Origin of the sequence: Fibrobacter sp. HC4, from assembly GCF_023373925.1 — a bacterium.
GTDB lineage: Bacteria > Fibrobacterota > Fibrobacteria > Fibrobacterales > Fibrobacteraceae > Fibrobacter.
Window position 1 is genome coordinate 183,113 of record NZ_JALCZV010000006.1, and the last position, 23,499, is coordinate 206,611.

Consider the following 23,499-nt stretch of genomic DNA (forward strand, 5'->3'; position numbering starts at 1 on the left):
CGGACGATTGCTTGAATTTTGGGGTCAGGGTCTCTTCGGCTCCGCACAGGAACCTTTAAGGTTGGTGAGCGTCGCCGAACCATCACTTCACAGTAAACACGCCGTTTTCGTAGTCGATGACCACCGGCTTTGCGGAGCTTACTGTGCCAGCAAGGATGGCGTGGCTCAGCACACGTTCCACGTTGCGTTCAATGAAACGCTGGATGGGACGGGCACCGAATTCCGGCTGGTAAGCGCCATCCGCAATGGCATCCAAGGCTGCATCGGACAGAGTCAGTTCCAGTCCCTGGCGGGCGGCACGCTTTGCAAGGCCAGCGAACTTCAGCTTTACAATGTCGCGGATCTGAGGCTTGGTAAGACTCTGGAATACCAGCGTTTCATCCAGACGGTTCAGGAATTCCGGGCGGAAGAAAGCATGAAGGTCGGCTTCAATGTCGGCAACCGTCACCGGCGCGACGTTCTCGCCCGAAGAGCCTGCGGCACTACCAGCGGCGCCAGAAGTTGCGCGGGCCAAGCGTTCGCGGAACTTTTCAGCACCCAAGTTAGACGTCATCAAGATCAGGGTGTTCTTGAAGTTCACCGTGCGGCCCTTACCATCAGTCAAACGACCATCGTCAAGAACCTGGAGCAAGGTGTTGAACACATCGGGATGAGCCTTTTCGATTTCGTCCAGCAAGATGACGCAATAGGGCTTGGTACGTACGGCTTCAGTCAGCTGTCCACCTTCTTCGTAGCCTACGTATCCCGGAGGCGCACCGATCAAACGGCTTACCGTATGCTTCTCCATGTATTCGCTCATGTCGATACGGACCAGAGCGTTTTCGTCATCAAAAAGTTCCACAGCCAAGGCCTTGGCCAGTTCCGTCTTGCCAACACCAGTGGGGCCCAGGAACAGGAAGCTTCCGATAGGAGCGTTTTCGCGGCTGAGGCCACTACGGTTACGCAAGATGGCTTCGGACACCGCTTCCACCGCGTCATCCTGCCCGATAACGCGAGCGTGTAAACGTTCATCCAAATGCAACAACTTGGACCTTTCACCTTCGCAAAGCTTGGTTACGGGCACGCCAGTCCAGCGGCTCACCACCAGAGCGATGGTATCTTCCGTCACCTCTTCGCTCAAGTCGGAGTCGGCAGCGGCCTTACGCATCGCTTCGGTCTTTTCGGCGATTTCCTTTTCCAGGTTCACAATCTTGTTGTACTTCAGTTCTGCAGCGCGGTTCAAGTCGTAGCGGGCTTCGGCCTGTTCCATTTCGTCCTTGGCCTGCTGCAAAGCTTTCTTCAAGTTCTGCAGTTCAGCACTCTGGGCGCGACGATCCTGCCAGCGTTCCTGCATAGCCTTCACCGCGGCTTCCGTCAAAGCCAATTCCTCACGCAGTTCCTTCAAACGCTTTACGGAATTGTCGTCCGTTTCCTTCGCCAGTGCCTGTTCCTCGATCTTCATCTGCAGTTCCTTACGCTGCAAGGTATCCAGAGCTTCCGGCACCGTGTCCATCTGGGTCTTCACAAGGCTTGCGGCCTCGTCAATCAAGTCAATCGCCTTATCCGGTAGGAATCGGTCGCTGATGTAGCGGTTGGAAAGTTTCACTGCAGCCACCAAGGCATTGTCGTGCAGACGAACCCCATGATGGGCGTCAAAGCCATCCTTGATACCACGCAAAATGGAGATAGCCTCTTCTTCCGTCGGTTCCGTGACCTGCACCGGCTGGAACCTGCGTTCCAAGGCGGAATCCTTCTCGATGTACTTGCGGTATTCCTGAGTGGTCGTTGCGCCAATGCAGTGCAGTTCACCACGAGCCAGCTTGGGCTTCAGCATGTTACCCAAATCCATGGAGCCCTCGGTCTTACCGGCGCCCACGATGGTATGGATTTCATCAATGAACAGAAGAGTATTTCCGTCTTCTTCAAGGGCGTCCAGAACAGACTTCAGACGTTCCTCGAAATCGCCGCGGTACTTTGCGCCAGCCATCATGGCGGACAAATCCAGGGCGAAAAGTTTCTTGCCCTTCAATGCGTCAGGCACATCGCCGCGATAAATTCGCTCGGCGAGCCCTTCGACGATAGCGGTCTTACCCACGCCAGGTTCACCAACGAGGCAGGGGTTGTTTTTCGTCTTTCGGCTAAGGATCAAGATTACACGACGGATTTCCTCTTCACGGCCAATCACCGGCGAAAGGCGACCATCGGCAGCCATTTCAACCAGCTCACGACCATACAACTTCAGCGGGGACTGTTCCTCGGCATTGGCTGCCCCGGCGAAAGGATCAGAGAGCCAAGTCTCCACCACTTCCACAGAGCCCAGGGCGTCCTCGAACACCTTGGCAATGCCGCGGTCCCCCGCAAACTTCATCAGAGCCACCAGCATGTCGCCGGGAGTCACCATACGATTCACCTGACGGGCCGACTGCACGGCAGCACGCAAAACACGGTTCAGATCGCTATCCGGGCCCACATCCGGGTTTGCCCCTTCCACACGGGGCACCTTCTGCACGAAAGGCTCCAGACGACCGCGCAGGTCCTGAGTCTTCGCGTTCTTGGACTTATACAGCTTTTTCAGGGTCGCATCAGGGCCTTCTACCAGACCCACGGCCAAATGGGCACATCCCAGGTAAGAATGGGAATTACGGTCCATCAAACTCTGGGCCTTGGCCAAAACCTTTTCTGCATCATTATTAAAATCAGACATATTTGCCTCCGCCACAAGGGCGCTTTTCTTTATTAACGCCCCACTTAATGCAATTGTCGTGCCAAGACCGTCTTTTTATGGATTTACCGCAAAAAAACACCGCAAACGGGGAAAAAAGGCTTTTTTTCATAAAAAAAGCCCCTATTTCGTTTAAAAAAGAACATTTTTCATCTCAAAAAGAACCGCCAGAACGTCCAAATTTGCGACATACACCCTCCAACACCCTCCCAAAAGGAGCGCTCCCATTGTAAAGTGTTGTAAAACCCAACAACGGCAAATCACCTTGGACTATTCCCACTTGGACCAAACAAATCTATCTTAAGGATACAAAACCAAACATCCCATACACCAACAACGGCGCTCCTTTGGGGGGGCGCCGCTTGTTTTTTTGGGGTCTAAAAAAAATTTGAGTTTATTGGTCTGCGCCCCCCCCCTTTTTGTATATTACCGCCCGTAATTTTTTACAACAAGGAGAACAAACATGCTCAAAAAAATCGCACTCACCGGAATTTTCGCAGCCTCGGCAACCTTCGCCTCCTGGGATCTGTTCCCGGTGCTCCCCAAAAATCAAGGCGAAGCTCATACAGGTCTCGCTTACAACGAAACAAATTACGCCAGCTGCCTCACCATGTTCGCTGGCGCACGATTTTCCGTCATTCAAAACTTGGAATTAGGGGTAATGGTTCCGTTCCGCTTCTACACAGAACTGCATGGAACCGAAATGGACGATGTCAATGGTTTAGGAAACATCGAAGCTTCGATTCGATACCAGTTCATCCCTAAAATGAACGCTTTCTTCGACGTAGCTATCCCCGTTGGCGATGATTCTTACAACGTTGAAGACGAATGGACTCTGAAAGGAGGCTTTCAATTCTCCTCAATCTTAACCCCCACGGTCAACTTCGGGTCGGAACTTGGCGTCCAGTATGAAACAGAAGGTGAGAAGAACTATTCGGAATTAGCCGCAAACATTTCAGCAGAACTGGATTTTACCGTTGTACCCCACTACACGCCCTATATCCGTTCTACAGTTTCCTTTATCATCGGAATCTATGACGATAGCGGTTTTGATTCCTTTCTTGGCAAAAACACCCCAGTCGGAACCTGGATTACCGTGGGTTCCAAGTTTGACATCACCGAATGGCTGAACCTAGACGCCTCCTACGGAGTTGGCATCGGCGACCACCTTTATGGTCCCAACCGTCCTAAAACTTATGGCCTAGGCTTAAACTTCCGTTTCTAAGTCACAAGGTTTAAAGCAAAGGCGCTCCTTTCGGGGCGCCTCTTTTATTTTCTAACAGAAGATAAAATCACCTTCCGCCAACCAGGATCTGGTCCACCTTGATGGACGGTTGACCGACGGTTACGGGGATATGGCCGGAACTTGCGCCGCAGACACCGGCAGCCAATTCCAAGTCAGACCCCACCATGCTGATCTTAGGCATAATTTCGTGCCCCTTGCCAATAAGGGCCGCGCCACGGACCGGTTCGCAAATCTTGCCATCGCGAATGATGTAGCCTTCGTCAACAGCGAAGTTGAATTCACCGGTGGCCGGGTTTACGGAACCGCCAGCCATACGGGCGGCATACAGACCATAATCCACGCTGGAAATCATATCGTCCAGGGAATCCTTGCCCGGAGCAATAAAGGTATTGCGCATACGGCTAACGGGAGCGTACTTGTAGCTTTCGCGGCGAGCACTTCCGGTAAGTCCGATGCCCACTTCCTTAGCACCCACACGGTCAGACATGTAGGTTTTGAGAATACCGTTTTCGATGAGGGTGGTGCGCTGTGCGGGAGTGCCTTCGTCGTCAATTTTCAGGCTACCCCAGACACCCTCCAAGGTGCCGTCGTCAATGGCGGTAAGGCAGGGCTGACCAATAGCCGTTCCCAACTTTCCGCAGAAGGGGCTGGCGTTGCGTCGTACCGATTCCGTTTCCAACGGATGGCCGCAAGCTTCGTGGAAGATTACACCGCCAAAGCCGTTGCCCATGACTACAGGCATCTGGCCGCCGGGAATGTAGCCGGCAGTCAACATGCGAAGCACTCGTTCGCCAGCGGAGTTGGCCATTTCTTCGGGAGAGTAATTGGCCAACAGTTCATAACCGCCAATGGCACCCGGACGCTCGGCAGAAGTCAAACGTTCAGAACCGTCAGCTGCAGTAACGCTTACGCTCAAGCGCAGGTGGCTGCGGTTCATTTCCACATTCAGACCTTCGCTGTTCAACAAATTAATGTGGGTGCAGTCATCAGTTACGCCAACGGTCACCTGAACAATCTTGTCGGAAATGCCGCGGGCAGTCTTGTCGGCACGGAACAGAAAATCCTGTTTGACAGCCTGGCCCAAAACTCGAGGATCCTGGAAGGCGGCGGCGTTGTAATCGCAGACGCGCTTTGCAGGAGCAAATTCAAAAGGCTTTGCAGCAGAACCTTCACCACCATTCATGGCGGCAATGCGACCAAAAGCCAAGGTCTTTACCAAGTTCACCAAGGCTTCTTCGGAATCGTCGCTGGTAAAACCATAGAGGACTTCGGTACCATACAGCAAACGGATGCCGATACCGTAATCTGTACCTGCCGTAGCCGTTTCAATCTTACTGTCCTTAAGTCCCAGGCTAGAGCTTCGAGTTTCTTCTTCAAAAATTTCTACAAAGTCTGCACCGGCGCTTCGGCCAGCCTCAAAAATCTTAACAGCTACAGACGGATTCATAAAACCTCAAAAAAAAAACGCGACAACCCCTAGAGGTGCCGCGTCAAAAATTACTTGTTGCGAACGGGAACGCCACCCTTGCGCATGGCATCCTTGATGCCCGGCACAGTGTAGTCGCCAAAATGAACCATGGAAGCCACCAAGGCGGCATCGGCGCTGGTCTTATTGAACAGGTCCACAATATGGTCGGGAGTACCGGCACCACCGCTGGCAATCACGGGAACCTGGACAGCCTTGGCCACCTGGTCGGTAATGTTCAGTTCGTAGCCCTGCTTGACACCGTCGGTATCAATTGCATTCAGGCAAATTTCGCCAACGCCCAGCTCTTCAGCCTTCTTGGCCCATTCTACGGCATCGAGACCCATAGGCTGACGGCCGCCACGAATGTACACTTCATAACCGCTGGGGAACTTTTCAGAAACACCCACAAACTTCGCATCCATACCCAGCACGATGCACTGGCGGCCAAAGGCCTTTGCACCTTCTGCAATGATTTCGGGATGGAGGACAGCCAAGCTGTTAACACTCACCTTTTCGGCACCGGCCAGCAATGCCTGATGCATGTCTTCCAGATTGCGGATACCGCCACCTACAGCAAAGGGGATAAATACGCGCTTTGCAATCTGACGGATCATTTCCATGTCGCAGGGGCGGTTTTCGGCGCTGGCGGTAATATCGTAGAACACCAGTTCATCGACGCCTTCGTCACTATAGCGGGCACCCATCTCCACCGGATCACCGATATCGATATTACCCTTGAACTTAACACCCTTCGTCACCTTACGGTCACGGACATCCAAACAGACAATCAAACGTTTTGTGAGCATGACGCAAATGTAGAAAAAGGTACGAGGAATGAGGCATGGGCAGTGAGCGGTGAGCAGCCAGTTGCGAGCTAAAGTCAGGCAACTCCGGTGCGATTGCATCCAGCGCTTTCGATAAAAAAAATCCACCCTTCAAAAGGCGGATTTTTTGAGAATCTGTGTAAGAATCGCTATTAGAGGTTACGGTCGATAACAGCCTTGACGGTGTTCTTAGGCACTGCGCCAACAACGTTGCCCACTTCGACGCCGTTCTTGAACAGCTTCATGTTGGGGATGTTAGTAATGCCAAAACGAGCGCAAATGTCGTTCACGCCGGCATCATCTACGTTAATCTTTGCGATGATAGCCTTGCCGTCATATTCGGCAGCCAGTTCATCAACAATAGGGCCCATCATCATGCAGGGGCGGCACCAGGTAGCCCAAAAATCAACGAACACCAACTGACCAGAACTGATCACTTCATCAAAATTTTCTGCAGTAAGAGCTAAAGCAGCCATGACAATCTCCAATTTACATCTGTAAAGATAATAAAATCAGCCTAATTTGAGGATATATAACTAGAAAGTAAACCCAATTGTGTAATTTACATCAAAATCTACGCCCACAGAAGATACTTCTTCCAGGTCATCGCGGTACTTTTTGCTCAAATAAGTGTTGGTATAGGTGGCACCGATATCAAAGGAAGAGGTAAAATGGCCCCAAATGGTCTTATTACCCACATACATGGCAAGACCCAGGCTATTTCCGGTTTCCTTAACGTCCTTGCTCCTCTTGTCTTCGTAGTCGCGTTCCACCTTTGCGTATTCATAAATGGCATGAATAGCCGTGTACATTCCCAGATGGCCGCGGTTGAAGTAATAGCGGAAACCTTCAGAAATACCAAAGACATTCACATCAAAATCAATCTTCTTGCGATTTTCGTCTTCGCCATCCCAGCTCTTGGTTTTGAAGTAAGGGCGGGTGATAATGGATGCATTGGAATTGATGTTACCTTCCAAGGTTAGCATCAGTGGCAGATAATCCTTGAAGAGGGGGTAAAAAATCAGGGACACCGGATGCACAGAAATGGCAAAAATGGGTTCACTGCTAGCAACATGATTGATCGTCACATTAGGAGTCGCAGGAGCGGGAGCACCGGAAGTATACTTGGAGGGATCGTCCACTACCTGGGCAAAGCTTGCAGAAACAAGAGCACCCAACATAACCAAAGCCAAGAAAGTCTTTTTCATTTCGTCCTCTTAAAAACGTTAGTAATAATAGAAACGTATCTCGTCTACAACAAGTGTAGCTCCCACCTTTCCCTTGTAATAATTGCCGTTAGCGCTAGATGCCATGACCGCCCTGAGGTGGGTCACAGCCATATCGCCGTCATAGCCATTCAGATGGTTATCAATGCCGCTGGAATTTTCCAGGTCATCCTTAAAAGTGTTGGAATTATGGATAGGAGAATCTTCATAAGGTTCGCCATACTTAAACTTCAAGCGCAAGGTCTTAAAACCGTTTTCCTTTTCGACGATGGAAACCACATCGGGATTGGGGCGGCCAGAATTGTCATCTGAGGCAGAACGGTACCAGGCAGAAGCCACCAACGTATTTACATCGCTAGAGGTGCGGTACTGATTCTTTCCCTCATTTGCAGTGGCAGTACGATTTTCCAGGAAGAAGTAAATGTCGCAGCTGTCGCCCTTGCCTTCATAGGTAAAGTCTACTTCTACATACTGCGGACGACCTTCAAAAGGCCTACCGAAATCAATCAGTTCATTTCCGTCGGGATATTTGCTCAACATGCTCGTTGCGCCAACACCCTTAGGATTAAAGTAGCCTGTAAAGATATTTCCGCTGGCAAACTGTCCAATGCCAAGAATCTTCGCATCCATGGACTCCATCTTGGCAGCCTTTCCACCAGCCACATCCAAAGGAGAAGTCATGTTAAAGCCGGAGGTGTTTCCATTAGACCAGTCAGACGCAACATACTTGTTCCAGGAATCAAAAGAACTATTGGGGAACTGATAGCCAGCAACAATTCGGTATTCCTGTTCGGTCTTGCCGTTGGAGACTGTAGCAATCACCCCCTGGGCCAGGTTGTATTCGCCGTCATTTTCTACTCCAGAAATTTCGGCTCCTTCAGACAAGGTAATATCGCTAATTTTAACGCTAGACAATCCCGAGGCGTAGTCCAAATCATCATAGTGGATTCTGAAGGAGACCTTGCCGTCGCTGACGGAGCTATCAATGATCGCCTCATTCCCGCCAATCTTCATAGACAGAATTCGCGGTGCATCCGGTTTCGATTCAGGGAATTCTTCGGCGGAGCCGAGATTTTCGCCAGAATCCTGAGCCTTGGAACTGCTGGACTTCACTTCATCCTGCTTGTCGTCAGACTTATCATCAGACTTGGCACTGCTGGAAGACTTGGCCGAACTAGAAGAAGATTTGCCCTTGTCATCAGTAACGGCTTCTACGCCAGGAATGGTAAAGCTAATCTGCCAAATGGAGGCGTCCCCATTTTCGGCCACCACAGCCACATAAACCACAAGGCTAGAGGGAATGCGGATTTTGTCGCCAGAGCGCAGACGTTCGCTGGAATAAGAAACTTCGTGAGCCAGAGAATCCAATCCGGCGGAATCCGACGGAAATTCCTTGAACTTGCTATTGACCAAGTGCAATGTCGCCATGGAACTGATATCCAGAACATCCACCGCCACGGAGTCCCAGGATTCACCTTCTTCGGGAGCGACAAGTTTCACCTTGATCTTATGTTCGTCGGCATAGACCGACACGGAACCATCTTGACCTTCAAAGGTCAGTTCGTTAAGAGTCTTGTAGCCCGATGTTCCAAAGGTATCGTAGTCGGCAGTGCAGGCTACAAAAGACATTAAAACGGTTAAGAACGCAAGGAGTGAAATCAGACCTTTCATGATACCACCTCTTAGTAATTCAGCTTAAAGTTATCGAGGATCAGCTTAGCTTCTTTTCCGCCACGCTGTTTTTTGCTAGTTCCAGCAGCACCGCCAGCCACCACATGGGCATAGGCAGAAGAAGCAAACATCACATGGATAGAAGCAACTTCTTCGGTTCCCTCGCCCAAAGTCAAACCTTCAGCCATGGCAAAACCACCCTGCAACAATCCATCGGGATCAGCGCCATAGGACAATTCGACAACGACGGTTTTATCGCTTACGGATTCGGAATCGGAATGCATACCGCAGGCCACAACCTTCTTGTCGGCGCTAACCAGCATCACATACATCAAGGACTTCTGAGGATATTCCGTACTTGTATTGGAAACATGTTCGTAGGAATATTTCACCTCAAAGGAAACCGGGCGTGCCGTAAACGGGCGACCAAATGTCATCCCCTGAGAAATATCCGATTCATAACCGGCATCCGGTGTTCCCGAAGTGTAATTCCACTGGTAAAGCTGGACGATATCATTGGCCTTAAAGGAGCCAGCAAAGTAGAACCCGCCTGCAATTTTCCAGGAGCCGGGAACGCTTAGAAATGAACCGACAATCTCGCGGGTGGTCAAGGTTGCACGACCACTGGCAAATTCAAGATTAGCCGAAGACTGGAACTTGATACCGCCGGCGGAAGTTGCTTCAGCCATGACATCGCTGGTAGTTCCCCAGAAAGAAGCGTCGTACTTGGTAAAATCGGAACCCGGGAGCTGCGGTTCTTCGGCACTACTAGACAGAATTTCTTCGGAGCTGGAAGAAATTTCTTCAGAGCTACTAGAAACTTCTTCGCTAGAACTGGATTCTGCATCCTTTACAGAACTGGAAGACTCGCTCTTGGCAGAACTACTGGATTTTACGCTACTGGAACTGCTAACCTTTTTAGAACTGCTGGATTTTACCTCGGGAGATTTGACCTTCCAGACGTCAACAACGCGGTTCTTTTCATCAAGGACTACAATATTTGCGAATTCACCTTCTCTTGTTATCAAGTATGCGCCTGACTTCAGCGGACTATCCCAATCTATTTCAGGATCCACCAGGTCCTGGTCCAAAGCCAGGTAGTATTTAGCGCCACCCAAAGAAGACAGAGACGAAACCTTCAGGGAATCCTTTGGGCAGGGAACATCAATTTCATGTTTCTTGACATTCAGGCTTGCATCCTTGCAGTTTGAAAAGAGAGGGCCTTCATCAACCTTTTCAACTTCGGCGGAAGTTCCCGATTCGCCACAGCCCCACAGGCACAAGGCCACAGCCGCGAACAAAAAAGCAGTCTTATTCATCCAGTTCATTGCAATCTCCTAGAAGAACATGACCAGAGAGAAGTCCAGGGCCAATAGGTTAATGGTAAAGTTCACTACATTGTACACAAGCTGACTTTTAGTTTCGCCATTTTCTTCAACTTCAATAACGCTGGAATTCAGGCCCAGCAAGCCCACAGAAGTTTCAAAGGCGAATCGGTTCAGCACCATGATGCAAATACCGGGATTGATACCTGCCGCAATAGACCAGGAACGGTTGCGGGATTTCTTCATGTCTTCCCCATCATCGGTCTGGGATATGCCGTAGGAATATTCAACCGAAATGGAGGTTTCATTGAAGAAGTAGACGTTTCTGGAATCAAGAATCTTCAGGTAGTTTTTCAATAGCGGCTGGATAAAGAATCCGTTGCTCACATACTTTCGACGTTCAGACAGATCCAAAACATCTTCTAGCAGGGCGAAGTCAATATCAAACCAGGTTCTGGAATAACCGGCACGCATACCGATGGCCATAGCGTCCTTGACGAAGTAGCCACCGAACGCTTCAACCGTAAAAGTGTAGCCATAAGCCTCGTATACATCGCCGATCATAATGTTCAGCACATCATCATCGGTATTGGCCTGGATCAATGAAAGGGATGTACCGCCATAAAAATTTCCTGCAGCAATGGCTTCACCTTTTTCTACAGGATACAAGCCTTCTAGGATTCCACCTTTCTTTTCTTCGGCGGAAGCAATGGCTACAAAAAGAGCCAAACATAACAAAAAACAAAATCTCATATTATCGCAAAGTTAAAAATTTGCGAAAATCAGGTCAAACCCCTAAACCCTACCAGCAAAGAAATTGGAAAAAAGCAACAAGCCCGAAACAAAAATTACCGCCCCGCCTACCATCGAAGTAAAGCAGTAAATGCTAGAGGCAAAGCGAGACGCCCTTGAAGTTTTGTCGATTCCCTTTCTAAAGGCTACTGCCCCAATACCAAAAAGAACATTGGTACAAGTCATGCCGATGCAAACGAGAACCGCACCAAGCAAGGCAAGCCCCACCATGGAATTCAGCAGGCAGAATAGAACAATCAGGGCCACAGCCGGGCAAGGCACAATTCCCGTTACTGCAGCAATGCCGATAATTTCTTTCCAGCGGGCGACAGGCGGCAACACATTTTCCTGGCCTTCACATTTACGGCGACGGCCCTTGACAAAATCCACAACGCCAAGCACAGCAAGCAGCAAGCCCGTAATCATGAGCAATGCATAGCTAGCCATTTCGATACCACCGCGACCATTTTCGAAAACAGGGAATACCGTGGCCTTGAAAATCGCATACAAAATAAAGAGTAGTACAACAGCGCTCAGCGTATGAGTAAAAGTAATACCCGCACCCAGAGCAACTCCCTGACGCCAACGTCCGCGACGAGCCAAGAAGAATCCGATGACAATAGACTTGCCATGGCCCGGGCCCAAGGCATGGAGCATGCCATAGACAAAGCACAGCAGAAGGAACTTCCAGATACAAGACCAGTCCCCAGATTTCATGGTCACAATTTTCGCCGTTACTTTTTCGCGCAGATCCTTCTGCACCTGAGCCAAAGCGGCATGAAAAGAGCCCCCCTGAGTGGGCGCAGATTTCAGAGGTTCCTCTGAAGTTGTATTGACCGCACTGTCAGGGACTGTTGAAGTTTCTACCTGCGTCGCAACAGGTTTAGAAGAACCATCTTCACTAACATCAAAGCGTTTCTTCTTGACAGCGGCGGACGCCCCAATAGCCAAGGAGAGCACTAGCACCATTAAAACTTTCAGGAGATTCTGCACATTCACCCCGCAACAGTCTTTCGCTACTTTTTCTTATATCTCAGGTATAAGCCTTCTATACCCGAATGAAAAGCCTTGAACAAGGTCAAGTCGCTAACGCCGTCGTTAAAAAACTCCACGTCTATGGAATCAGGAGCCTCAACGTCGGCACTTTCCATATCTGTGGTCATCAAGATGTAATTGGTAACGTCGGCAACAACAACTACAAGCATGGAGTAATCATTGGTGGCAGGGCAACCAAAATACACGTCAAAGTCAAGGACCAGTCGGCGATTCTGCAAAGAAGCCTTGAAGTTCTTGACCTGCTTAGCCTTCAAGAAATCAGAACCGCGCTGAACGTAGTTGTAGTAGTTATTCCCTTCAATAGGATCCAGGATAATACTCTTGAACCACTCATTTTCCTTGGGAGAAATTACACCATCGCCATCAACATCGCCAGACGACATCATGGCGGTACTATAAAGTTCATCGTACACCCAGCGGTTCCTGACCGAGGTAAATCCATCCTTGTCAAAAAGAACCTTGACTGTCGCATCCACAAAAACGTGGGGATGGCAAAAGCCTGGGACAACCCAGGCCATGCACAAAAAGAAAATCAACTTTAGAGTCTTCACACGAACCTAGAATGCGAGAATAATACCGGCAGTCAACAAACCAATACCGATAGCACCAAGACCGGCAGCAATACCGCCCTTGACGTCACCAGAACGATTCAGACTATGGTTGTCCTTGACCATCTGGCGGGTATCGTCACTATCAAATGCAGAGAGCTTGGTGTAAGCCTTCTTCTTGGCAGCAGCGTCGCTCCAGTCACGTTCGGCCAGGTACCACAAAACACCACCGGCAATAATGGGAGCGATGGAGCCCCACAGAAGGCCACGGCCAATGCGATGGTTGCTGCGAGCCTTATCGTAGTTCTTCTGGCTTTCGATGAATTCCACATCCAGCACCGGAGTCATTTCCACGTTGACCAAGTTAGGCATAAAGGCCTTCACTTCGATGGTCACGGAAGTATCGCGGTAGCCCACCTTTCTCAGGTAAACCGTTGCGGAGGGTTGGGGCTTAATCTCGTTGACCACCACGTCGGTCACGTAATGAGGCATCACGTACTCGGTGGGCTGTTCGTTGATGTACACTTCCACCGCTTCCGGATCCGTGTTCAAGGTCAGGCGGGTCGTGGGGCGAAGCACAGGAATGCTCACCTTGTTCAGGCTATCCGCATTGATGCGCACCACGGTAGAGCCCCACCACTCTACGTCCTTCAGGACCTTCATGACAGAGATGGTGTACTTGCCCGGCTTGATATTCTTGATGGTATCGGGAGCCACCTGCTTCAGGGGGATTCCATTTACGAACAGGGAGCAGGCTTCCGGTTCAGACACCACAAGGAGGTTGGCCTTTCCGGGAGGATAAAGTTCGATCTTTTCTTCTTCGACAACAATTTCGGGCACCACGTAATCAGAAAGGGACAGGTCGATCATGACCTCATCTTCCAGGTTGTAGAGGCGCTTCAGTTCATAGCGGTAAATCTTGATAAAGGGATTCTTGGCTTCGGCTTCGATACTGTCCTGGATTTCGCGCTGGCGGATTTCTTCTTCCACCTTGGCGATTTCTTCCATTTTCTGGCGCTGATCTTCCTTGGCAAGTGCGGTTTCAAGGTCGTCACCTACACCATCGTCGGCGGGAACCTCTTCTGCAGGTTTCTCTTCGGCCTGGGCAGACATGGAGTCCTTCACCGCGTCGGTCATGATGATTTCGTTTTCCTTCTTGGGAATGACGACTTCTTCATCTTCTTCGATTTCTTCCACCTCCTGGCCATTGCTTTCCTGGAGGGCTACGGCGGCGGCATCATCCAATTTTTCGATGCGCTTCTGCTGTTTTTCGTTGGGCTTCTTCAGGTAGACCGTATCCTTTTCGATCTTCACGAAGATGGCGTCCAGTTCTGTAGAGTCACCATTGACCCAGTAGCGGACCGGGACTTCGCGAGTCTTCTTTACGGGAGCAACCGGAGCGGCAGGTGCAACAACCGCAGCGGGAACAGCCGCAGGAGCAGGAGCGTCAGATTCGGCAGACGCAGGAGCCTCGGCAGGAGTTTCTGCGGTCGTACCGGCTTCATCTGTAGACGTTTGACCTTGAGACTGAGAGGCAACCGCCTCCAAACCAGCCATGGCATCGGAAGCCTCCACACTGGGGGATTCCTGCCACACATCCTGAGAGGACATTTCATCCTGGGCAAAGGCCATTGTAGCCGCAGCCCAAACAACCAAAGAAGTTAAAATACGTTTCAACATGTAAAGAAAAATAAATAAAAAAGGGCCTTTGGCAAAAGCCAAAAACCCATAATTGTAAGAAAAAGGGAATATTCTAGATAAAAAAAGCAAACTTTAAAGAGACTTGACCAATTTAGCGCAGTAAATCGGGCCTCTTCCGTCTGATGTGTCGGGCAAAATATGCACACCGAACTCCGTACGGTCCGCGCCTGGCAAAACCTCTTCAATTTCTGCAGGCTGCATAGAAGGACGCTTCTTGAGGATCTTCTTGACCACGTCATCGTTTTCCATGGGAGAAAGGGCGCAAGTGCCGTACACAATCGTTCCGCCCGGTCGCAGGGCATCTACCGCAGAAGCCAACAGAGCCCCCTGTTCTACAGACAAACGCTTAACACGCTTCGCCGACCAAACTTTCAAATGTTCCGGAGAGTTCAGCACATGCCTGTCAGAAGAACAAGGCGCATCCAGCAGAATCTTGTCGTAGGACTCCTTCTTGTGCAGGCCAAACTTCATTCCATCATAACCAGAAATCTTGATAATGGAACGCCAGGCCTCGGGCAAAGTCTGCTCCACCACGCGCTGCAAGCGAAGTCTACGATCCGGAGAGCGGTCGTTACTTTGTAAAGAACCCTCCCCCTTCAGCATAGATGCAATCACGAGAGTCTTGCCACCCGGAGCGGCACACATATCCAGCACGTCATCACCAGGCCGCACGTTAAGCGCACGTGCCGCATAGACAGAAGCCTCGTCTAGGTAGTACGGCTCAAGGCCATCGCCAAACCTAAGTTCCATAGCCCTGCCCTCGCCCTTCAAGGACTCCAGCAAAGCCGGCCAGCGATTCCCAAACAACTTCTCGTAATAGTCAAAAAATTCCATAGGACCAAAAATAAAAATTTTCAGTTTCTCTCCAAAACAAAAAATCCCTCGGCTATTCACCGAGGGATTTTTTCTAGAAAGATTCTAGGAAGGAGTCTAGAGGGAACCATGGGGTTCCCTTTGCTACTACTTATTCGGGAGCTTCACTTCCTTACCGAACTTGACGTTGGTCTTGTTCTTGAGGAGGAGAGCGCGAGTCTTCAGCGGGAGGCCGAAGCAACGGATGAAGCCAGTAGCGTCCTTCTGGTCGTACATTTCGACATCAGAGAAGCCACCGAGGTTCATGTCGTACAGGCTGTAGGGGCTCTTCATGCCAGCCGGAATGATGTTGCCCTTGTAAAGCTTGAGGGTAACTTCACCGGTAACAACCTTGTTGACTTCGTCATAGAAGGCGTCCATGCACTGGCGGAGCGGAGTGAACCACTGACCATTGTAAACCAGGTTTGCATAGGTCATAGACATCTTCTGAGCTTCGAACAAGGTTTCCTTGTCGAGAACCAGCTGCTGCAGGCATTCGTGTGCCTTGTACAGGAGGGTGCCACCCGGAGTTTCGTAAACGCCGCGGCTCTTGAGGCCGACGAGGCGGTTTTCAACGATGTCCAGGAGACCGCAAGCGTTTTCGCCACCGATCTTGTTCAGAGTTTCGAGGAGTTCAACTGCGTCCATCTTCTTGCCGTTGACGGAAACCGGAGTACCCTTGTCGAAGCCGATGGTCACGTGAGCCGGCTTGTTGGGAGCCTTTTCGTAGGTAGCGGTATGCTTGAGCATATCGTACTTGTGTTCCTTGTCCGGTTCTTCCAGGATGCCACCTTCGTGAGAGAGGTGCCACAGGTTGCCGTCTTCGGAGTAGATCTTCTTCTTGCTGATGCCGTTCAGAGGAATCTTGCGGGCGGCAGCGTAGTCAATAGCGTCTTCACGGCTGTGGATGTTCCACTTGGAGTCCTTCCACGGAGCGATGATTTCGAGGGTCGGATCGAGAGCGGCGTAGGTCAGTTCGAAACGGACCTGGTCGTTACCCTTACCGGTTGCACCATGGGAAACTGCGTATGCGCCTTCCTTCTGAGCGATCTTCACCTGATACTTGGCGATGAGGGGGCGAGCGAAAGAAGTACCCAGGAGGTAGGTGTTTTCGTACTTGGCACCAGCACGGACGGTGGGCCATACGTAGTCTTCGAGGAATTCCTTCTTGAGGTCCAGGACGTAGCACTTGGAAGCGCCAGTTGCGAGAGCCTTCTGTTCCAGAGCCTTAGCATCCGGGAAATCGTTCTGACCGAGGTCAGCAGCGAAAGCGATCACTTCGCAGTCATAGTTTTCCTTGAGCCAGGGGATGATGATAGAGGTATCGAGACCACCGCTATAGGCGAGGACGACCTTCTTCTTGGAATCTTTCTTAGCCATTTTATTGTCCTTTTAAGAAAAAAAATTTAGACGTTGAAAATATAGCACTTTTAATGATTTTTGAAAGCCTTCGCCTTAACCTTCTTTTCGGTTGCAGGCTGTGGTTGAGCCACAGGAGTCAACGGCTGCGCAGGAGGAGCCATCAACTGCCTCAGGGAATCCACAAGAACGCTATCCTTCTTGGGGAACATATTCTGATAGATAACAGCACGGCGCTTAGCCATGAACTGGCTCTCCCTCATATTGGGGTGATGCTTTGCCGGTGCCGCAAGCATGGCGGCCAGATTGATGGCCTGGTCCAGACTGATCTTGGAGCAGCTCTTCTTGTAATAGGAAAGACAAGCCTCCTGACAACCAAAGATATCCTTGCCCCACTGGGCGTAGTTCAGGTAAAGTTCCAGGATTCGGTCCTTACCCAGTTCATGTTCCATCAACAAGGCATAGGCCAATTCCTTGAACTTACGATCAAAAGAACGCTCACCGCTAAGGAACAGGTTCTTGGCCAGCTGCTGTGTAATGGTAGAACCGCCAAACTTAGTCTTCCCGGCCATCTGGTTTGCATCCAGGGCTTCCGCAATGGCGCGAATGTCAAAACCGGGATGGAAATAAAAGCCGGCATCTTCGCTGGCAATAACCGCCTTACGCAGATGGGTGCTTATAGAATCCAGCGGTACATAGGTATGTCTGATTTGAACATTTGGATTGGAATCCCTCAAGGCTTCCATGTACTTGGAATTCTCGGGTTGGGTAACCTTCAGTTCCTCAACACTTTCATAAATGTCATAGCCGTAGATGAAGACACGATAAATCAAGTAGCTAGCCGCCACCGTAAACGCGGTAGAATAAATAATGCAGATCAACAGGGCCTGTCGGAGGATAAAGTTGATCAGCCTATAAATCCACTTGATAATGAAGGCCAAGATCCGGATGACCAGTGTACCCGATAGCCACTTGAAAAAATCTCTAATCTTTCCAAAAAACTTCTTCATCACTTCTTTCCTCCAAACCAGTCATTAATGTCCTCGCCCTCTTTCATGGCCGTCGGCAAACCCTCCATGCCTTCACCAAGAATCACACTTCGAATACCAGCCTGAGTAAACAGGTTACCGATATATTCCATACCGCTTCTCCCAGCTTCGTCATGATCAAGACAGAGAACCACATTCTTGTTCTTAAAGTAGCTTAGCCATTCCACCTTAAAGGATCTTACTCCCGGAATACCTACAGCGTTTATCTTCTGCCCCAAAAAAGTCAGCGTGTCCACACAACCTTCACAAAGGTAGACCCAGCCGGGCTTTTCATCCAGCGCCGAAAAATTATAGGGGAAGGGAACCGTAGACCTCAAGTTCATTTCCTTGGGAACCACGGAACTGTCAATCGCGCGAGACTGGAAATAGAATGCCCTGCGCTCCTTATCCAGATAGGGGAAAATCAGGGGATGCTTGTAGTAACGCAGGTTGCCCTTGTCGTTAAACAGCCCCACATACTTCAAAACCTCGACACCAAAATCCGCTTTCAGGCTGTTGTTTACCGCTTCGTAATCCGTAATGGTTCGAAGGAGCATACGGTCCCACACCGGCTTATAGATTCGACGCTTGGCCAACCAACGGGCAGCGGGAGTATTGTCTACAGGACTGAGACGTTTCAAAAAAGAAAGGACAATACGCTTGCGATCTTCTTCGGGAACAAGTTCCTTGAGATCCGGTTCAGCAGGAGGTGCCGCAGGCACGCTTACCTGACGTCCATTGATTATGGTTCGCAAGCCGGGGCCATCGGAACGGGAAACAGGCTTTTGCGCATTGCCAGGCACCAGGAACGGATACTGTTCCATAAGCCAAGCCAGGGCCTCGGTAAAAGAACAATCCCGTACAATTTGCACAAGCGAAATCACATCGCCGCGAATATCATCGCAAACCCAGCAGCGGAAATACCCCCGTTCCTCAGAAACTGAAACAGAAGGAGTTCTATCTCCATGGACATGGCGCTGTGGACAAAAACAGCGGCATTTACCCCGCACCACATTCACCCCAAGGCTCTGGGCCACGGCAGTGATAGAAATGGAGGCTTTGAATTGTTTCAGTTCTTCGTTGGTCATTTAGATTATCAAAATTTAAACGTCTATAAGTATAACAAAATCACATTCAAAAAGATCAAATTTCATGCAATTCATAACCGATAACTATATTTGAGAAATGGTTATCTTAGAAAATGAACCCATGAGTAGGCACACCTCCTTCAAAGTCGGAGGAGAGGCCCGCTATTTTTTCAAGGTGGAATCCGTAGACGAAATCCTCGATGTGCGGAAACGACTGGCAGACCAGAACCTCCCCTTTTTCGTTCTTGGTAACGGAACAAACTTGTTGGTTTCCGACAAGGGATTTGGCGGCGGAATCATCACCCTGGGGAAATCATTTTCTGAAGTTCAGGATTTTGGAAATGGCAAGTTCAAGGTTGGAGCAGGCGTATCCCTCGGCGCATTTGCGCGCAAATCCATTAAGATGGGTTACAGCGGGATACACAAGCTAGCCGGTATTCCAGGAACGTTAGGTGGAGCCATCTACATGAACGCAGGCGCATACGGTCAGGAAATCTGCCAGACTTGCGTAGAAGTAGAAAGCCTTGACGCCAATGGGACCGTACATACACGAACCGCAGCCCAGTGCGACTTTGGCTATAGGCACAGCGGTTTTCAGGTTTCCTCCGACGACCGTGCCAAAGGTCAAGCTGAAATTATCTTGTCCGCAACATTCCAGTTAGAACCTGCAGAGATGTCCGGCAAAGATAGCTACACTCTGGAAACCGAAATGCAGGAGTGCATGGCCAAGCGCAAGGCAAGCCAGCCCTTAAATATGCCCAACGCAGGTTCCACATTCAAACGCCTTGACGTTGGTGCCGAAGACATGCCTCAGCAAATCGCTCCAGGCTATTACATCGAGCAGGCAGGACTCAAGGGCTACCGCATTGGCGGAGCAGAAGTCAGCACGGTTCATGCCAACTTCATTGTCAACGCAGACAACGCCACCGCTTCAGAGATCAAGGCTCTTAGCGAGTACGTTCAACAAAAAGTTTTCGAAAAATTCGGAATTCAACTGAAGAGAGAAATCATTTTACTTGGGGGGTAACAATGTTGCGGTCTCTTTTTCTTCTGGCACTGATTTTTATCTGTAGCTGCACAGACACCACCTCATCTGAATCCACATTCGTAGAGGATTCAGACATTGACGGTTTTATTTTAGTTCGGGCATCAGGGTCAGACGGATTTGTAGGAACAGACGACAATTCCGCAAAGGCCAATGAACGCCCCAAAATGAAGACCACTTTCTCTTACGACTTTTCTATGGGAAGGCATGAAGTCACCTGCGGCGAATTCCGAAAAGTCATGAAGGAAGAACTGGGATCGAAGTCCCCTGTCCAGAAATGCGAAAATGATTCTCTCCCCATCGTGAACGTCACCTATTTCGACGCCATCGTCTATGCCAACGCCCTAAGCAAAAAGGAAAAACGGGATACGGCTTACACCTACACCACCAAGACCTTCGATAGCGATGGACACTGCACAAGCATTATAAATTTGGCATTGAACACCGGCGCAAACGCTTACCGCCTCCCCACCGAAGCCGAATGGATTTTTGCTGCAAACACCAGCTGGGATTTAAACAAATCCTGGAACGCCGACAATTCCGACTACAAGACTCACAAGGTCTGCAAGAAAGCCTCTGGCAGCAAGGATTTCTGCGACATGGCAGGCAATGTCATGGAATGGGTAAACGACTGGCTCGATTACCCGCAAGACACGATCATGGACAACTACGTCGGGCCCTACGAAGGCAATTCCCTTGGAGAACGCATCGTAAAGGGTGGCAGTTTTCGCAATCCCAAAAGCGCAATCAGCTTGTTCAGCCGCGGTGATGTCTACACAGTCACCTCTTCGACAAAAGCCGACTACGTCGGTTTCCGCCTCGCCTTCGGAAAGATTCCTTCGCCTTCCTGGCTAAACGGCAGCGGTCTCATGACCGAAAGCAACATCAACATGATCTTAAGCCCAGACGCAATTAAAAAGCTAACGGGAACCTACAAAACAAAACTCGTATTCCGCAACGACATTACAGAAAGACTGGTCTATATCGACTACTCCTTGACCAAGACCAAGATTGTGGAATTTTACGATACCGTTTCTGCCTATCATCCGGATATTTCCCCCGATGGGAAATACGTCGCCTACTGTACCAAGCCCGAAGGCGTTCCCGGAAAGTCTTCGATTTACGTAAGAGAGCTGAATTCCAACAACCGTACCATCCACAAATTAGACGTAGAAGCCGCTGCAATCCCCCGCTGGCAAGTATCCTCTAACGGCGATACGACTATCGTTTACGTTACCAGCCAACAAAGCAACAAGGACGAGGCACAATTCAAGTCTAATTCCACTTGGCAAGTTTCCTTTAGAGACGAGACTTTCGGCACACCCAGGAAAATCATAGACGGAGCCTACCACGGAGGCGTTAGCGTAGACCGAAAAATCGCCGTCACAGGGGCCCAGCTTTTAAGAACGAAATTCGCCTACGGAAGAACTAGACTAACCAACTCTTCCAAGGATTCAATCTGGTACAACAAGGAACAGGCTTGCAACGTCAGCCTTTCTAAAGACAGCACCCGAAGAACCCTTTTCCTGGACTTCGCCTCGACCACCGGCAAAAAATTCGTTGGGAAGTCCTACCATACTCATGAAAGAATGTTCATCGCCGACAGCACCGGCAAACTGATAAAGAGCGTCGGAGCCCCCAGCAAGAAAACCTTCGATCACACCGAATGGGTTTCCAAGAATTTTGTAATTGCCTCCCTCACGAACGCAAACGAAGTACACGAAAAAATCGCCCTGGTCAATATCAAGGACAGCAGTACAACTGAACTTGTAGAAGGAGATGAACTTTGGCATCCCAGCATGTGGTTTGCTGCAAGACCAGTCCCAGATACTACAATTGACCAAGATAGCGCAGGAACCTACCTAGTAGCAAACGACGTCTGGTCCTCAGTCATCATGCGTTACAAAATGGAACTGCTCTGGAGGTACATCGACTCCATGGAAGTGGCCCTCATGGGATCATCACGTACCTTATATTCCTTAAGCCCATATCTGCTGAAAGACGATTTCTTCGCCGTAAACCTAGCCCACGCCCCCAATTCTATTTACGCCACCAAGGATTACCTCAATAAGTACATCTACAAGAATGCCAAGAAGCTAAAGTATATCGTACTTTCTATCGACATTGACTTCTGGTGGAAAACAGACGGAAAGGGCAGCGATAATTTCTTCGCCGTCAACGCTCCCAATTACCCCGGTTATGCGTACGATGCCAATCATGACTATTGGGCTAAAGGCATTCCCGCAGGTCTGTTAGACGCCACCGAAAACGGCCTCGGCGTAGAAGACGCTCACAAGTACACAACAGACAAGGGACGTCTTTTAGGAATCCCCTGTCAATCCTGGGGCGAAACCGCTGAAGTCGAAGCGGACTCCACGATTTTCGACAAGAATCCGGAGCTTCTGGAAAATTCGATGAAAGCCTTGAAGTCTATTCTCAAAACTGCCGCCAGCAAGAAAATCAAGGTCGTGGGAGTCATCTTCCCGCAGAATCCAAAGTACAAGAAGACAGGCGCTTTCGGAAGACACGGCATGAAAAGAAGCACTGCCAAGGAAGTCATCAGTCAAATCAAGAATCTGACCAAGGAATATCCGAACTTCGTCCTGCTTGACGAAAACAAGATGGGCGATCATGACTATTCCAACAGCCTGGCCTACGACAACGACCACCTCTGCAGCGAAGCCACCTACAAGATTACAGCCCGAGTGGATTCTGTACTGAAGACCCTAAAGTGATTCTTCGGAATCCGGAGATTCATCGGATTCCGTTTGGGGCAGCGGATCATAACGGTTCAGGATTTTCACAATCAGAACGTAGACGGAACCGCCAATAAGACCTCCAAGCGTATCTGCAATCAGATCCATGGCATCGCAGCTACGGCCTTCTACAAAACGCTGATGGTATTCATCAGTGCAACCGTAGGCAAGAGCCAGCAACATTACTATAACAACACGAAACCAGGATTTAGCCGTCCATTGGCCACGAGTCCACCACATACAAAAGCACCCTGCCAAGGTGGCATATTCACAAGTGTGAGCCAACTTGTCCCAAACATGAGGGAGCCCCTCCAGTTCCACCGAGGTCATTGACGAAAGTTTAAAGATAATCGCCATGCAAAGGATTGCAGGAATCTTACGAAAGAAAGGGTATTTTTGAAACAGGGATTCAAACATAGGTCAGTCTTATATTGAAATAAAAAGGCTCTTCATCAACATGTGTGGGTGGCTTCGCCACCCTTTTTTGTTGACTTTCGCCTAAATTAAACAAAAAATGGGCTATTTTCTAAAATTTAATCGCCAAAAAAAACAGAAGAAAAAGCCCATGTCAAAATTATACAAATCCATCTTCAATGTCAACGGCTGTTCAGTCGTCAAGCAGGAACAAACCGATACCACGGTCACCATCACGGTAAGACTCACCAAGGGCAACGCCAGCAGGTGCGGCTGTTGCGGGCGAAAAGGGAAACTCTACGACAACGGCCGGGAACAGAGGGTATGGCGGACGCTCGATCTCGGCACGAAAATGGGCTTCATCAAGATGGACACCTACAGGGTGAAGTGCAGGAAGTG

At 49.8% G+C, this 23,499-nt stretch carries 20 protein-coding genes; 4 read left to right on the forward strand and 16 right to left on the reverse strand.

Annotated features, from left to right (window positions below; translation table 11 throughout):
* Nucleotides 1-82: 82 nt before the first annotated feature.
* Entirely contained in the window at nt 83-2,683 is a 2,601-nt protein-coding gene (locus tag MMG03_RS05945; protein ID WP_249505868.1) for an ATP-dependent Clp protease ATP-binding subunit, read from the reverse strand.
* A 481-nt stretch (nt 2,684-3,164) separates the two neighbouring features.
* Here MMG03_RS05945 and MMG03_RS05950 point away from each other — a divergent pair, with 481 nt between their 5' ends.
* Nucleotides 3,165-3,926, forward strand: a complete 762-nt coding sequence (locus MMG03_RS05950; RefSeq protein WP_073156943.1) for a transporter — start codon at nt 3,165-3,167, stop codon at nt 3,924-3,926.
* A 67-nt stretch (nt 3,927-3,993) separates the two neighbouring features.
* Here MMG03_RS05950 and MMG03_RS05955 read toward each other — a convergent pair whose 3' ends face one another.
* The 14 genes from MMG03_RS05955 to MMG03_RS06020 all read right to left on the reverse strand — a co-directional run bounded on the left by MMG03_RS05955 (nt 3,994) and on the right by MMG03_RS06020 (nt 18,885).
* The gene (locus MMG03_RS05955; RefSeq protein ID WP_249505869.1) at nt 3,994-5,394 is read right to left on the reverse strand and encodes a TldD/PmbA family protein; all 1,401 of its coding nucleotides are present in this window, start codon (nt 5,392-5,394) and stop codon (nt 3,994-3,996) included.
* Nucleotides 5,395-5,444: 50 nt separating this feature from the next.
* Nucleotides 5,445-6,221: an imidazole glycerol phosphate synthase subunit HisF gene (hisF, locus tag MMG03_RS05960; protein ID WP_073157388.1), complete on the reverse strand. Its 777-nt coding sequence runs from the start codon at nt 6,219-6,221 to the stop codon at nt 5,445-5,447.
* A gap of 170 nt (nt 6,222-6,391) precedes the next feature.
* On the reverse strand, nt 6,392-6,715 hold the full coding sequence (gene trxA, locus MMG03_RS05965; RefSeq protein ID WP_073156948.1) for a thioredoxin: 324 nt from the start codon (nt 6,713-6,715) through the stop codon (nt 6,392-6,394).
* A gap of 60 nt (nt 6,716-6,775) precedes the next feature.
* Nucleotides 6,776-7,447 carry a DUF3575 domain-containing protein gene (locus tag MMG03_RS05970; protein ID WP_073283757.1) on the reverse strand — a complete coding sequence of 224 codons (672 nt, stop codon included), beginning with the start codon at nt 7,445-7,447 and terminating at the stop codon, nt 6,776-6,778.
* A gap of 18 nt (nt 7,448-7,465) precedes the next feature.
* A complete protein-coding gene (locus MMG03_RS05975) occupies nt 7,466-9,136 on the reverse strand; it encodes a PCMD domain-containing protein (RefSeq protein WP_249505870.1) in 1,671 nt (556 codons plus the stop codon).
* Nucleotides 9,137-9,147: 11 nt separating this feature from the next.
* Nucleotides 9,148-10,464 carry a PCMD domain-containing protein gene (locus MMG03_RS05980; protein WP_249505871.1) on the reverse strand — a complete coding sequence of 439 codons (1,317 nt, stop codon included), beginning with the start codon at nt 10,462-10,464 and terminating at the stop codon, nt 9,148-9,150.
* A gap of 9 nt (nt 10,465-10,473) precedes the next feature.
* Nucleotides 10,474-11,190: a hypothetical protein gene (locus MMG03_RS05985; protein WP_073234626.1), complete on the reverse strand. Its 717-nt coding sequence runs from the start codon at nt 11,188-11,190 to the stop codon at nt 10,474-10,476.
* A 66-nt stretch (nt 11,191-11,256) separates the two neighbouring features.
* Nucleotides 11,257-12,246 carry a hypothetical protein gene (locus MMG03_RS05990; RefSeq protein ID WP_249505872.1) on the reverse strand — a complete coding sequence of 330 codons (990 nt, stop codon included), beginning with the start codon at nt 12,244-12,246 and terminating at the stop codon, nt 11,257-11,259.
* A gap of 23 nt (nt 12,247-12,269) precedes the next feature.
* Nucleotides 12,270-12,860: a DUF1007 family protein gene (locus MMG03_RS05995; protein WP_143395241.1), complete on the reverse strand. Its 591-nt coding sequence runs from the start codon at nt 12,858-12,860 to the stop codon at nt 12,270-12,272.
* Between the two features lie 6 nt (nt 12,861-12,866).
* A complete protein-coding gene (locus MMG03_RS06000) occupies nt 12,867-14,537 on the reverse strand; it encodes a hypothetical protein (RefSeq protein WP_249505873.1) in 1,671 nt (556 codons plus the stop codon).
* Between the two features lie 93 nt (nt 14,538-14,630).
* Entirely contained in the window at nt 14,631-15,392 is a 762-nt protein-coding gene (locus tag MMG03_RS06005) for an RNA methyltransferase (protein WP_073156971.1), read from the reverse strand.
* A gap of 126 nt (nt 15,393-15,518) precedes the next feature.
* A complete protein-coding gene (locus MMG03_RS06010; RefSeq protein ID WP_073156974.1) occupies nt 15,519-16,790 on the reverse strand; it encodes an argininosuccinate synthase in 1,272 nt (423 codons plus the stop codon).
* 50 nt (nt 16,791-16,840) lie between these two features.
* Entirely contained in the window at nt 16,841-17,779 is a 939-nt protein-coding gene (mtgA, locus tag MMG03_RS06015) for a monofunctional biosynthetic peptidoglycan transglycosylase (protein ID WP_073156976.1), read from the reverse strand.
* The gene (locus MMG03_RS06020) at nt 17,779-18,885 is read right to left on the reverse strand and encodes a CHC2 zinc finger domain-containing protein (protein ID WP_073156979.1); all 1,107 of its coding nucleotides are present in this window, start codon (nt 18,883-18,885) and stop codon (nt 17,779-17,781) included. The genes mtgA and MMG03_RS06020 overlap by 1 nt, the downstream gene beginning before the upstream one ends.
* 97 nt (nt 18,886-18,982) lie before the next feature.
* Here MMG03_RS06020 and murB point away from each other — a divergent pair, with 97 nt between their 5' ends.
* Both murB and MMG03_RS06030 read left to right on the forward strand, forming a co-directional pair.
* Nucleotides 18,983-19,912 carry a UDP-N-acetylmuramate dehydrogenase gene (gene murB / locus MMG03_RS06025; RefSeq protein WP_249505874.1) on the forward strand — a complete coding sequence of 310 codons (930 nt, stop codon included), beginning with the start codon at nt 18,983-18,985 and terminating at the stop codon, nt 19,910-19,912.
* A gap of 2 nt (nt 19,913-19,914) precedes the next feature.
* Entirely contained in the window at nt 19,915-22,665 is a 2,751-nt protein-coding gene (locus tag MMG03_RS06030; RefSeq protein ID WP_073234593.1) for a TIGR02171 family lipoprotein, read from the forward strand.
* Here MMG03_RS06030 and MMG03_RS06035 read toward each other — a convergent pair.
* Nucleotides 22,657-23,043 carry a VanZ family protein gene (locus MMG03_RS06035; RefSeq protein ID WP_249505875.1) on the reverse strand — a complete coding sequence of 129 codons (387 nt, stop codon included), beginning with the start codon at nt 23,041-23,043 and terminating at the stop codon, nt 22,657-22,659. The two genes, MMG03_RS06030 and MMG03_RS06035, sit on opposite strands and share 9 nt — an antisense overlap.
* Nucleotides 23,044-23,251: 208 nt before the next feature.
* Between MMG03_RS06035 and MMG03_RS06040 the strand changes: the two genes are divergently transcribed.
* Nucleotides 23,252-23,499: transposase family protein (locus tag MMG03_RS06040; RefSeq protein WP_249505554.1), on the forward strand; the 248-nt coding region annotated here is incomplete at its 3' end.